The organism is Leisingera sp. ANG-Vp, assembly GCF_000813725.1.
Lineage (GTDB): Bacteria > Pseudomonadota > Alphaproteobacteria > Rhodobacterales > Rhodobacteraceae > Leisingera.
In genome coordinates this window covers 80412-92925 of the sequence record NZ_JWLD01000007.1, presented here as the reverse complement: position 1 = coordinate 92925, position 12514 = coordinate 80412, and the positions used below count along the sequence as shown (strand labels likewise).

At 62.5% G+C, this 12514-nt stretch carries 12 protein-coding genes; 8 read left to right on the top strand and 4 right to left on the bottom strand.

Going from position 1 to position 12514, the window contains the following annotated elements; translation table 11 throughout:
* Positions 1 to 66 precede the first annotated feature (66 nt).
* The 4 genes from RA20_RS03505 to RA20_RS03490 all read left to right on the top strand — a co-directional run bounded on the left by RA20_RS03505 (position 67) and on the right by RA20_RS03490 (position 3590).
* A complete protein-coding gene (locus tag RA20_RS03505) occupies positions 67 to 1377 on the top strand; it encodes an NAD(P)/FAD-dependent oxidoreductase (RefSeq protein WP_193748762.1) in 1311 nt (436 codons plus the stop codon).
* A 138-nt stretch (positions 1378 to 1515) separates the two neighbouring features.
* Positions 1516 to 2721, top strand: a complete 1206-nt coding sequence (locus RA20_RS03500; protein WP_039124685.1) for a DegT/DnrJ/EryC1/StrS family aminotransferase — start codon at positions 1516 to 1518, stop codon at positions 2719 to 2721.
* 93 nt (positions 2722 to 2814) lie between these two features.
* Positions 2815 to 3336 (top strand): hypothetical protein, encoded by a 522-nt coding sequence (locus tag RA20_RS03495; protein ID WP_039124683.1) that lies wholly within the window; start codon positions 2815 to 2817, stop codon positions 3334 to 3336.
* 53 nt (positions 3337 to 3389) lie between these two features.
* On the top strand, positions 3390 to 3590 hold the full coding sequence (locus RA20_RS03490; protein WP_039124682.1) for a hypothetical protein: 201 nt from the start codon (positions 3390 to 3392) through the stop codon (positions 3588 to 3590).
* 160 nt (positions 3591 to 3750) lie between these two features.
* Here the strand turns inward: RA20_RS03490 and phaR are convergent, their stop codons facing one another.
* Entirely contained in the window at positions 3751 to 4308 is a 558-nt protein-coding gene (phaR, locus tag RA20_RS03485; RefSeq protein WP_039124681.1) for a polyhydroxyalkanoate synthesis repressor PhaR, read from the bottom strand.
* Between the two features lie 207 nt (positions 4309 to 4515).
* Between phaR and RA20_RS03480 the strand changes: the two genes are divergently transcribed.
* Positions 4516 to 5385 carry an NAD-dependent epimerase/dehydratase family protein gene (locus RA20_RS03480; protein WP_039124680.1) on the top strand — a complete coding sequence of 290 codons (870 nt, stop codon included), beginning with the start codon at positions 4516 to 4518 and terminating at the stop codon, positions 5383 to 5385.
* Positions 5386 to 5502: 117 nt separating this feature from the next.
* Entirely contained in the window at positions 5503 to 7242 is a 1740-nt protein-coding gene (locus RA20_RS03475; protein ID WP_082017903.1) for an adenylate/guanylate cyclase domain-containing protein, read from the top strand.
* Between the two features lie 95 nt (positions 7243 to 7337).
* On the opposite strand, the gene RA20_RS03470 is transcribed toward RA20_RS03475, so the two are convergent.
* Both RA20_RS03470 and RA20_RS03465 read right to left on the bottom strand, forming a co-directional pair.
* Positions 7338 to 7781, bottom strand: a complete 444-nt coding sequence (locus tag RA20_RS03470) for a phasin family protein (RefSeq protein ID WP_039124679.1) — start codon at positions 7779 to 7781, stop codon at positions 7338 to 7340.
* A gap of 133 nt (positions 7782 to 7914) precedes the next feature.
* The gene (locus RA20_RS03465; RefSeq protein ID WP_039124677.1) at positions 7915 to 9717 is read right to left on the bottom strand and encodes a PHA/PHB synthase family protein; all 1803 of its coding nucleotides are present in this window, start codon (positions 9715 to 9717) and stop codon (positions 7915 to 7917) included.
* Between the two features lie 133 nt (positions 9718 to 9850).
* Between RA20_RS03465 and phaZ the strand changes: the two genes are divergently transcribed.
* Positions 9851 to 11128 carry a polyhydroxyalkanoate depolymerase gene (phaZ, locus tag RA20_RS03460; protein WP_039124676.1) on the top strand — a complete coding sequence of 426 codons (1278 nt, stop codon included), beginning with the start codon at positions 9851 to 9853 and terminating at the stop codon, positions 11126 to 11128.
* Between the two features lie 4 nt (positions 11129 to 11132).
* A complete protein-coding gene (locus RA20_RS03455; protein WP_039124675.1) occupies positions 11133 to 11705 on the top strand; it encodes a DUF6151 family protein in 573 nt (190 codons plus the stop codon).
* A gap of 2 nt (positions 11706 to 11707) precedes the next feature.
* Here the strand turns inward: RA20_RS03455 and RA20_RS03450 are convergent, their stop codons facing one another.
* Entirely contained in the window at positions 11708 to 12457 is a 750-nt protein-coding gene (locus RA20_RS03450) for an alpha/beta fold hydrolase (RefSeq protein WP_039124674.1), read from the bottom strand.
* Positions 12458 to 12514 lie beyond the last annotated feature (57 nt).

Here is a 12514-nt window from a genome sequence, read left to right as displayed (position 1 = left end):
AGTATTTGGACAAAGAAGAACAGCGGGACGCTCTAATAGGCCTCCCGCCAACAGGTGAGGTGCGGAATGGGGATGAATCTACTCTATTCCAATGATCGCAAAGGCGAATATCCAAACAGCTGGTATGCGGCGACGGCCATCCCGATGCAGCCGTTTCCGGCGCTGGCCGGCGAGGTAAAGGCTGACGTCTGCATTGTCGGCGGCGGCTATACCGGGCTGTCGGCGGCGCTGCATCTGGCCGAGGCCGGGATGGATGTGGTGCTGCTGGAAGCGCAGCGGGTGGGCTTTGGCGCCTCGGGGCGCAATGGCGGCCAGCTGGGCAGCGGCCAGCGGATGGACCAGGAAGGGCTGGAAGCGCTGATGGGGGAACCCGAGGCGCAGAAGCTCTGGCAGCTGGGCGAGGACTCCAAGGACCTGGTGAAATCGCTGATCGCCAAGCACGGGGAAGATTGCCACCTGAAACCCGGCGTTGCCTGGACCGCGTTCTCGGAGAAAGAAGCCACGGAGCTGCATGAATACGGCCGCCACCTGCAGGACCGCTACGGCTACAGCGGCATCGAATTCCTGGACAAGGACGCCTGCTGGGCCATGTGCCCCTCGCCCGCTTACAAGGGCGGCATCCTGGACCATGGAGCCGCGCATCTGCATCCCCTGAATTTTGCCTTCAGCCTCGCCCGTGCCGCCTCGGCTGCCGGCGCCCGCATTCATGAAGGCAGCGAAGTTCTGGATATCCAGGAAGGCGCCAAGGTACGCATCCGAACCGCAGGCGGCAGTGTCACTGCCGATCATTTGATCCTTGCCTGCAACGGCTATCTGGGCGGGCTCAACGGCCAGGTGGCGGCGCGGGTCATGCCGATCAACAACTTCGTGGCCGCAACCGAGCCGCTCGGCGATGAGGCCGCCCGGGTGCTGGCCCGCGACGTCGCGGTGGCGGATACCAAGTTCGTGGTCAACTATTTCCGCCTCAGCCACGACAAGCGGCTGCTGTTTGGCGGCGGCGAGAGCTACGGCTACCGGTTCCCGGCGGATATCTCTGCCACCGTGCGCAAGCCCATGGCCGGGATCTTCCCGCATCTGAAGGACGTGAAGATCGATTACGCATGGGGCGGAACCCTGGCAATCACCATGAAGCGGATGCCCTACCTGGCCCGCTTGGCGCCGAACATCCTGACAGCCTCCGGTTACTCCGGCCACGGCGTCGGCACCGCCACCCATGCAGGCCAGCTGATGGCACAAGCCATACAGGGACAGGCCGAAGGCTTCGACACCATAGCCCGCGTTCCCGCACCGCGATTCCCCGGCGGCCCGCGGATGCGCTCGCCGCTTCTGGCACTGGCAATGACCTGGTTTGCCCTGCGCGACCGGCTGGGGATCTGATCCCGGCCGGAATCCGCGCGAACTCCGCAACAGTTCAGTGAAATTTCGCGCGCGGCGGCAATTTCCGCCGCGTCGCCTCTTGGCATAGCCCTGCCATAGTTTTACATTTCCTGAAGCAACAATTCAGGATTTTGAAATATGGCTCTGCCGCCCAACGTTCATGACGCTGAACCCATTCCCGCAGCCGCCCGCGACGCCATCGACGCCCTGATGCAATCCGGCGACCTGTTCCGCTATACCGCTGCGGAAGACGCTCCGGTCACGCTGCTGGAGCAGGAATACGCCGAACTTCTGGGCAGCAAATACGCGCTGGCAGTGTCCTCCTGCTCGGCAGCGCTGTTCCTGTCGCTGAAGGCGCTTGGCCTGCCCCGCGACGCCCGGGTGCTGATCCCCGCCTTCACCTTTGCCGCGGTGCCGTCTTCGGTGGTGCATGCCGACTGCGTGCCGGTGCTCTGTGAAGTCGGCGACAACTACCGCATCGACATGAGCGACTTTGAGGCCAAGCTGGACAGTGTGCAGGCGGTGATCATCAGCCACATGCGCGGCCACACCTCCGACATGGACGCCATCATGGCGCTCTGCGATGCCCGCGGCCTCCCGGTGGTCGAAGACGCCGCCCATTCGCTTGGAACCACTTGGAACGGCCGCAACATCGGCACCATCGGCAAGGCGGGCTGCTTCTCCTTCCAGTCCTACAAGATGGTCAATGCCGGCGAAGGCGGCATCCTGATCACCGACGATGCCGATCTGGTCGCCCGCGCCGCCATCATGTCCGGCGCTTACGAGCACAACTGGAAAAAGCACAAAGGCCCGCACGGCGAAAACACCCCTGATCTGCAGCAGGCCTTTGCCAAATGGCAGAACCAGCTGCCGCTTTATAACCTGCGGATGAGCAACCTGTCCGCCGCCGTGATCCGCCCGCAGCTGCCGGAGCTGGAACGCCGGGTGCGCCTGGGCCTTGCCAACCACAACTATGTGGCAGAGCGGCTGAACGCCTCGCCCTTCTTTCAGGTACCGGAACCGCTGGCGCCGGAAAGCCGCGCGCCGGATTCGATCCAGTTCAACCTGGCCGGCCTCAGCGAGGAGCAGACCCGCTCCTTTGCCATTGCCGCCGAAGCCAAAGGCGTCAAGGTGCAGGTTTTCGGTCTCTCGACCGACAATGCCCGCGCCTTCTGGAACTGGCAGTTCCTGCGCGATCAGCCCGAGCTGCCGCAGACCCGCAGCATGCTGATGAAGGCCTGCGACGTGCGCCTGCCGGTGCGCCTCACCCGGGCCGAACTGGACGTTATTGCGGATATCCTGCTGGCCGCCGTGGAAGAAACCATGGGCAGGGCCGCCGCCTGAACACCGCTGTGCCGTGACGAGTGACAGCCCCGGCCCGCACGCCGGGGCTTTTTCGCGATTGCAATCCTGGCTTGTGCGTTCCACCTTGCCGCCATGACACCGCTTCCCGAATTCGAACGCCGCCCGGCCACGGCACTGGTGGCAATGGCAAATGCCCTTGGCATGGGCGATGCCCTCCCCGACCGGGACCTGACCCGCATTATCCAGGCGGTTGTCTCCAGCCGCGCCGAGCGCGCCGCACTGCTGGCTGCCGTCCGCGCGGCCAATGATCCTGACAGCGGCCTGACCGTGGCCGACCTGCTGACCGCCTATGCCGCCGAGGCAGGCGAAGGCGAGGCCCAGGAGCGCGACAGCGACCAGGTCCTCGGCCAATGGGCGCAGCGGCTGGCAGCCGGCGCCCTGCTGGCCAGCTTCGGCGCCGCCATCGCGGGCACAGTCACCGGCGGAGCGGCATTCGGCCTCACCCTGCTGTCCTTCTCCGGCTTCATCTTCTCCACCGCCTCCCGCCTCGGCAGCCGCAGCCGCATGCGCGTCAAGGCGCAGGAGCGCGAGGCCGCGGAAACCCTGGCCCGCCACGTGCTTGAAGCCGCAAAATCAGCAGGAGGCGAAGACTGATATGGAATTTTCACCCGTCCCTCCCTATATTGGTCCTGAACGCGGAGATCCGCATGTTTGAGGTTTTGGGACTGGATATGGGACTGGAAACTGTCATCGTCAGCGCAATTGCCGGGGCTTGCACCCTGTCCTTTGCTGCGAGCGTCTACCTGTTCTACCGCGCCCGGCCGCAGCCGGAAGCCAAGGACATTGACGAGATTGTCCGCAACGCGCCCTACCACCGGCTGCACAACATCCTGAAAATCAAGCCGTAGCCCGTACCGCGGCCCGCATGGCGCCTGCTGCTGCCACTCTGCTGGCATCAAACGAAACGGCACCGCGCCAGCGGTGCCATGCCCAACTGCGAACCGCATTCTCTGAATGCGCGTGAACAGGCGGGAGCGCCCCGTTCCGGGAAACGCTCCGACCCCGGCCTCACTTCATCTTCGACAGTTTTTCCTGCAGCTCAGCCAGCTGCTTTTTGATGTCGTCAAGGTCCTCGCCGTCACTCTCCGGCTTTTCCTCCGGCTGTGTGCCGCCGGTCCAGCCCGCCGCGCCAAAGCCGCCGGTCATCGCCTTCAGGAACGCCTCCTGCTGCGCCTTCATCGCCTCGAACCCCGGGATCTGCGCCATCGGGTTCATCGCGTTCATGTTCTCCATCATCTTCGACTGGCTGTCGCGCAGCATGTCGAATGAGGCCTGCAGGAACTGCGGCATCACCCCGCCGCCCGGCACCATGTAGCTGCGCACCAGGTCGTTCAGCACATTGACCGGCAGCACATTCTCGCCGCGGCTCTCATGCTCGGCAATGATCTGCAAGAGATACTGGCGGGTCAGGTCATCGCCCGTTTTCAGATCGACGATCTGCACTTCACGCCCGTCCCGGATGAACCCCGCGATATCCTCCAGCGTGACATAATCGCTGGTCTCGGTGTTATAGAGCCTGCGGCTCGCATACCGTTTGATCAGCAAGGGCTTGTCCTGTTCCGCCATCCGTTCCCTCCCCGGTGATGATGCATCGCAGCGAAGCCTATGCCAGTGCAGAACAAAATGGAAGCCTCAGCGTCGTTTCAGCAATATTTGTTCTTCCGGATCTGCGCTGGTGAATTTTGCTGCATTTGCAGCCAAGGCGCTTGACCTCAACCCGGCTTCAGCTTTTACAGATCGTACCTGCACCAGAATCTGCAGGAGAGCGCACTCATGAAAGTCCTGATCCTCGGCGGCACCGGATCCATCGGCACCGCTGTCACCCAAGAGCTGATCCGCCGCGGCCATGACGTTACCGGCCTGAGCCGCTCGGAAAGTTCAGACCGGAAGCTCATCGCCATGGGCGCCCGCCCGCTGCGCGGCGACCTGCGGTTTCCGGGCGATTGGGCCAGGGAAGCTGCCGCCATGGACGGGCTGATCCAGCTGGCCGCCACCTTCGACGAAGACATGGGCCAGGCTGACACCGCCGCCATCACCGCCATTCTGCGCCAGGCGGCCCTGCATCCCGAACGGCTGCGGCTGATCTATACCGGCGGATGCTGGCTCTACGGTGCCACCGGCCGCCGGGTGGCCGATGAAACCACCCCGATGCGCCCGATCAAACCCTTTGCCTGGATGCAGAAGAATGCCAATGCCGTGCTGGCCTCTTCTGCGGTTTCCGCTGCGGTGATCCACCCGGCCATGGTTTATCATCAGAACGGCGGTGTGTTTGACCGCTACCTGCAGGCCGCCCGCAACGCCAAACCGTTTGAGATCTGGGGCAGCATTGCCACCCGCTGGCCGCTGGTGCAGCGCGAAGATCTGGCCCGCGCCTACTGCCTGCTGCTGGAGAACCCGCAGCTCAGCGGCCATTTCAACGCCAGCGCCGAAGCCGGCGTGCAGGTTGCGGACATCACCGGCGAGATCGCACGCCGCCATGGCCATGACGGCAGCTATGTGGTGCGCTCGCTGAAACATGCGCTGATCAAATACGGCGACTGGGCCGAAGGCCCCACCCTGGACCAGCAGATGGGTTCTGACAAATTGCGCCGCCTGACCGGCTGGCAGCCGCAGTTCCCCAGCTTCCGCGAGGCTCAATTTTGAAAAACGCAGAGAACCCTCTGAACGGAGAACGGAAATTCTGTGACAGAAGTCACAGAAAAAGATTCTCAATGTGATATAATTGGAAACAGGTCTTTTGAGTCTGTGGTGGCAAGGAATATGGCTGACCAAGGGGACAGACAAAGACAAGCTGCCATTCTGATTGCTGACGTGGCGGGATTCTCCGCGCTGGTCGAGGCCGGGGAGCCCGATGCTGTTGCTGCAATCCGGCATCTGGCGGAAAACATCATTGCGCCTGCTGCGCAACGGTATTCCGGCGAGCTTGTCAAAACACAAGGGGACGGCTTTCTGCTGGCCTTCCCCAGTGCGGCGCAGGCGGTCAAGGCGGCGCTGCTGATATCCAGACAAACCGCATCCCCGGCGCAGGGCAAGACCCTGACCCTGCGGATCGGCATCCACTCCGGCGCTGTTCTGGAGGCCGGGGGAGACCTCTACGGCAGCGCGGTCAACATCGCCGCCCGCCTGGAATCCCTCGCCGCACCCGGTGAAATCTGTGTTTCCGGCACAATTCAGCGTCAGACCCGCGGCAAAGTTGATGCCGCCTTCGAAGATCTGGGCCTGCAAATGGTCCGCAACATTTCCGAACCGGTCCGCCTGTTCCGGGTCGCCGGGAATTCAATGCCTGCGCCAGAGCCCGAGGGACCGGCCGCGGAAGTGTCAGTCGCAGTTCTGCCATTCGCAGACCACTCTCCAGATGCACCATCAGCCGGCGCGCTGGCAGAGCAATTGACCGAAGATGTGACAATCGGGCTATCCCGCTTCCGCGATATGCGCGTGGTGTCCTGCACCACTGCGCTTCGCTACGCTGCCGGAGCTGCCGACAACACTCATGCTGCAGTGGAGCTTGGCGTCCGCTACCTGGTGGAAGGCAGCGTGCGGCAGATGCTGGGCAAGCTGCGCATCTCGGCGACGCTTACAGAGGGAAGCAGCGGCCTGGTGCTGCTGAGCCGGCAATACGTTCAGGAGGAGGCAGCGGGCTTCAGCGCCCAGGATGCACTTGCAGCGGAAATCATCCAGACCCTTGCAGGGCAGCTTCAAGCGGAGGCAAAACGCAAGTCCCAGCGACTGGCGGCCAGAGCCGGGCCGGAGACTCCGCGGGAACTGGTTCTGCGCGCCAAAGCCCTCATTCTGGACTCGCGGGAAACCCTGACCCGGTGCAGAGCGCTGTACCACGAGGCCTGCAGCAGCGATCCGGGCAATGCCGCTGCGCATTCGGGCCTGGCGCTCACCTATCTGGTGGAATGGATGAGCGGCTGGAGCATGTCCCCAGAGGACACTCTGGACAGAGCCTTCCCGCTGCTGCGCCGCGCTGCCCGCATCGACCCGCTGGACAGCGTCGCGCAGAGGCGCCTGGCCGTCATGCATCTATGCAAGGGGGAGTTCGCCCTGGCCGAGGACCACTTCCAGCGTGCTTTGGAGCTGAACCCGAATGACACCGATGCCATGGCCTTTCGCGGCCTGTCTCTTGTGTTTCAGGGACAGCCGGAAAAGGCCATTGCCGAGCTTGACAAAGCCTCTGTCCGCAACCCCTTCCATCCAACCTATTTCCACTGGTTCCGGGGCCTCGCGCTGTACATGTGCCGGGAATACCAGCCCGGCATTTCCGAAGTGAACAAGGCGGTTGCGCTGTTTCCCGGCTTCCCGTCGCCGCATCGCCATTTGGCCGCCTGCCATGCTCAGGCGGGCGACAAATCCGCGGCCGCACGCGAATGCGGGCGAATTCTGGACATGGAACCGGGTTTCTCCATCGCCAGCATCTGCAAGACGCTGCCCTTTGTCAGGGCTGAGGACCTGGAGCATTACTGCGACGGGCTGCGCCGCGCCGGGCTGCCGGCCTGACCCCCGCAACGCAAAAGGGCAGGCCTCGCAGCCTGCCCTTCTTCACGGTCCGGCACCTATCAGGGAGGAGAGCCGGGGCCGGTCCGTGGACGTTCTTACTTCGCAGCTGCTTTCTTGGCTGCGGTGGTCACCTCTTCGGTGGCCTTCTTCACGGCGGCGGTGGCTTCTTCCGAGGCTTCCTTGCCGGCAGCCATCATCAGTTCCACGGTGTCCATCTGGACTTTCTTGGCAACTTCAGCAAAGGCAGCCATGTTTTCGGCAGCCACTTCAGCGGAAGCGGAAGCGAAATCGGTTGCCGCCTTGGCATAGTCGGCCGGGTCGGCCTGGACTTTGGACACGTCGCCCAGCTTGGCCAGGGTTTCTTTGGTCCACTTGCTGGAGATCTCGGCGGATTTCTCAGCAGCGTCCAGAGCAACAGCGGACAGCTTTTCGTTCAGGGCAGCGGTGGTTTTGAACGCGTCTTCCATTGCCTTGGTGTCGACCGGGAATGCGCCCATGAAGTCTTTCATCATCGCGGTGAAGTCTTGGGTCTTTGCCATAGTTCTAATTCCTCAGAAAGCTGCGGCAGGACCATCCTGCGCTCTTCAGCATGAGGGGAATATCGTTTCTGCAGCGCAGCATTTCAAGATTTTTCTTGCTGCATTGCAGAAAAAAATCGCAAAACCTGTGAAATCAACGGTTTGCTTTGACCCTTACATAGGTGCCCGGCGCCGGAGCCAAAGAGGGATGACCCGAATCCCCCACCTCGCGGGCGGGAACCTGCTTGCCGGAGCGCTTCTTCAGCCACTCCTGCCAGCGCGGCCACCAGGAGCCCTCCTGGAACTCCGCCTGCTCCATCCAGGCGGTGCTGTCGCCCTTCAGGTCAGTGTTGGTGTAATGGCCGTATTTCTTCTTGCTGGGCGGATTGACGATGCCCGCGATATGGCCGGACTCCGAAACGATGAAGCTCTTGCTGCGCGAACCCATCTGCTGCACGCCGACATAGCAATCCTTCCAGCGCGCAATGTGATCCGTTTCGCAGGTGATCGCCATCAGCGGCACATCCACATCGCGGATATGCAGCTTGTGGCCCATCAGCTCGAACCCTTCGCCGACAAACTCGTTGTTCTGGCACAGGCCGCGCAGATACTGCACCGCCATCCGGCCCGGCAGATTGGCACCGTCGCCGTTCCAGTAAAGCAGATCAAAGGCGGGCGGTGTCTCCCCCATCATGTAGCTTTTGACGGCGGGACCGTAAATCAGATCCTTGGAGCGCAGGAAGGACATGGTGCGCGCAATCACCCAGGAGCGCAGCAGCCCCTCCTCTTCCACCTGCGCCTCGATGCCGTCGACAAAGTCGTTCTGCAGGAACGGGGTGAATTCCCCTTGGTCGCCGAAATCCGTCAGCGTGGTAAAGAAGGTCGCCGATTTCACTGACTTGTCGCCGCGCTGCTTCAGCAGCGACAGGGTCAGGCTCAGCGTGGTGCCGGCGATGCAGTAGCCCACCGCGTTCACCTGCTTGACCTTGCAGATCTCCTTGGCCTTTTCGATTGCGGTCAGGAAGCCTTCCTGAATGTAATCCTCCATGCCGACATCCGCATGGCTGGCATCTGCATTGACCCAGGAGACCACAAACAAGGTATAGCCCTGCTCGGTCACCCATTTGATCAGGCTGTTCTGCGCCTTGAGGTCGAGGATGTAGAACTTGTTGATCCAGGGCGGGAACAGCACAATCGGCGTCTCATGCACGGTTTCCGTGGACGGCTTGTACTGGATCAGTTCCATCATCCGGTTGCGGAACACCACATCGCCCGGCGTGGTGGCGATATTGGTTCCCAGTTCAAACGCGCTCTCATCCGCCAGCCGCACCACCAGTTCGCCGTTGTTGGCCTCCAGGTCAGTGACCAGGTTCTCCAGGCCGTCGATCAGCGACTGGCCTTCGGTCTCCACCGCCTTCTCCAGCGCGTCCGGGTTGGTCGGCAGGAAATTGGTTGGCGACATCATCTCGATGATCTGGTCGGCGAAATAGGTCAGGCGCTGCTTGTCCTTGCCGTCCATCTCGCCCGCATCCTGCACCGCCTTGCGGATTGCATCGGCATTGGTCAGGTATTGCTGCTTCACATAATGGAAATACGGGCTGGTTTCCCACAGCGGATTTGAAAAACGGCGGTCCTTGGGGCCGCCGTCATCCGCAGGTTCCATTTGACCGGCAAAGGCCTTCTGCGCTTCAGCGAAATTCAGAACCGACTTGCTCCAGTACTCCAGCTGATGCTCCAGCAGCTTGGCGGGATTTTGCATGGCTTCCGCCCAATAGGCCGTTGCTGCGCGCGCATAAAGTTCTTGATTCGGGCCGTCCAAAGCCGGGTTATGCGGGACCTTCTGGGACAAAACATCCGCCAGGCGTTTACTCAACTGCTCCACCCGGCCCATGTTTTCCTTAAGCTTTTCAATACTCTCAGGGGTGGCCGCGGCGGATAATTCTTCACTTGTTGTCATAGAAAGGAATCCCTCATAGGCTTTCTGCTATGCAGAATAACGTTCTGCAAAAATAAGGGCAAAGCGACGATTGGTCCGATAGTCCGGATTTGCCGGTGACGTTACGCCGGTTGGGAGCGCGAAGGAGGCAGGCATGCGGTACATGATGACCTACGATCTGATGGAGACCGTCCGGAACACCAACCAATGGCTGGGCGCCACGGCCCTTTCCATGGCATCTTATCCGGTCTTTTCGGCATTGCCAAACCCTGCTCTCAGCTGGATGGCCGCTTGGGGCGAAGTGACGGAACGTACTTACCAGCGCATGGTGGTAAAGCCCGACTGGGGCATCCCCTCCTTCACCTGCGAGGACGGCAAGGACCATCTGGTCGACATTACCACCGTGATCGAACGCCCTTTTGGCGATCTCATTCATTTCAAGGTCAACGGCCGCGAGGAACAGCCGCGCAAGGTGCTGCTGGTTGCCCCGATGTCCGGCCATTACGGCACCCTCCTGCGCTCCACCGTGCAAAGTCTGATCAGAAACTGTGAAGTCTATGTGACGGACTGGCACAACGCCCGCGATATCCCTGTTTCTGCTGGGAAATTCGACGTCGAGGATTATACCCTCTACCTCGTCGACTTCATGCGCGAACTGGGCCCCGACACCCATGTTGTCGCCGTCTGCCAGCCGGTGCCGCTGACCCTTGCCGCCACCGCCTACCTGGCCGAGCGCGACCCCAAGGCACAGCCTTCCTCGCTGACCCTGATCGGCGGCCCGGTGGACCCGGACGCCACCCCGACCGAAGTCACCGACTTCGGCCGCCGCGTCACCATGGGCCAGCTGGAAGAGACCATGATCCAGCAGGTCGGCTTCAAATACAAGGGCGTCGGCCGCAAGGTCTACCCGGGCCTGCTGCAGCTCGCCTCCTTCATGTCGATGAACGGCGAGCGCCACACCAAGGCATTTGTCGATCAGATCCAGCGGGTCTCCAAGGGCGAGGCCTCGGACCATGACGCCCACAACCGCTTTTACGACGAATACCTGGCGGTGATGGACATGACCGCCGAGTTCTACCTGTCGACGGTGGAGCGCGTCTTCAAGAACCGCGAGATCGCCCGCAACGAGTTTGTCGTGAACGGCCACAAGGTGGACTTTTCCAAGATCACCGATGTCGCGGTAAAAACTGTCGAAGGCGCCAAGGACGACATCTCCGCCCCCGGCCAATGCATCGCGGCGCTGGACCTCTGCACCGGGCTGCCGGAAAGCAAGAAAGCCAGCCATGTGGAGCCCGGCGCCGGCCATTACGGCATCTTTGCCGGCCGCAGCTGGCGCAACAACATCCGGCCGCTGGTGATTGATTTCATGAATGCCAACAGCCGCAAGAAACCGGCGCAGCGCAAGCCCGCAAACAAGAACACCGCGGCCTGACCCGGTGGCCGCGACGCAGAAGTTCTCCTGCAACTGCGGGGCCTTGTGCGGCGAAGTTTCCGCAGAAGGCATCCGGGGCGGCACCCGCGTGGTCTGCTATTGCCCTGACTGCCGTGCCAATGAACTGCACCACGGCCAGCCGGATCCGGCTCCGGATCCGGTTGACCTGTTCCAGCTGGCGCCGGACAGCATCACCATCACCCAGGGTGCCGAACACCTGAAGGCCATCCGCCTCGGCCCCCGCGGCCCCTTGCGCTGGTATGCCGCCTGCTGCGGCACGCCGTTTGCCAACACCCTCGCCAAACCCGGCCTGCCCTTTGCCGGCCTGCGCTCGGACCTGTTCGAAGATAAGGACGCGCTTGGCAAGATCCGCGCCAAGGCCTTCATCCCGGCGCCGGGAAAGCAATCCCGCACCAAGGGCGGCGGCGTCATGGCCTGGGGCATCATCAGCCGGATGATCACCGGCCGCCTGTCCGGCCGCTGGAAAGAGACCCCGTTTTTCGACACGGACAGCGGCAAACCGGTCTGCGAGCCAGAGCTTCTCAGCAAAGACCAGCGCGCAAAGCTTTATCCCTGATCTCAGGACACGGGTTCCGGTGCAGCCGCAGGTGCAGGAATTGCCAGCCAGTGCAGCAGCGCGCGGTTGACCGCATCCGGGTCTTCCAACACCGGGAAATGCCCGGCATCCGGCAGAATTTCCACCTTTGCCTCAGGGATCAGCTGTGCCAGCAGCTCCTGCTTGGCTGGCGGCACCATAGTGTCATGCGCCCCGCCCAGCACCAGCGCCGGCACATGCACCCGCCGCATGGTCGCCTGCTGATCGGGCCGCCGCTGCAGCGCCCTGGCCTGGGCCACATAAAGCTCAGGCCCCAACTCCATTCCCATCTGGCAAAACAGATTGTGCACCTCCAGCCGCGACGGCCCCGGCGCCAGGCACTCCATCGGCAGCGACTCGCGCAGCACATCCTCCAGCCGTCCGGTGCGTGCCGCGATAATCTGCGGTTCCCGGTCTGCTGCCTTCTCCGGCGTCTCCGCAAGCGGGCTCGCCCCCATGATACAGAGGCGGCTGATCCGCTCCGGCGCCCGGCGCACCAGTTCCATTGCCAGAATACCGCCCATCGACAGCCCGGCCAGGGAAAACCGCGGCGGCAGATGCGACAGCATCCGGGCGGCGATCTTCTCTACCGTGTCGCCGCCGGCCAGCGGCAGCACCATTACCGGCATGCTGCCGGAAAAGGTCCTGATCTGAGCATCAAAAATTCGGCCGTCGCACATCATTCCCGGCAGCAGAACCAAAGGTTCGCGGCACGGTTGCTGGTCATAAGGCATGTCCTGCCCTCGCGGTTTTGCCTTCCACCCGTTGGTTCAACTCTGCGGAGAACAAAC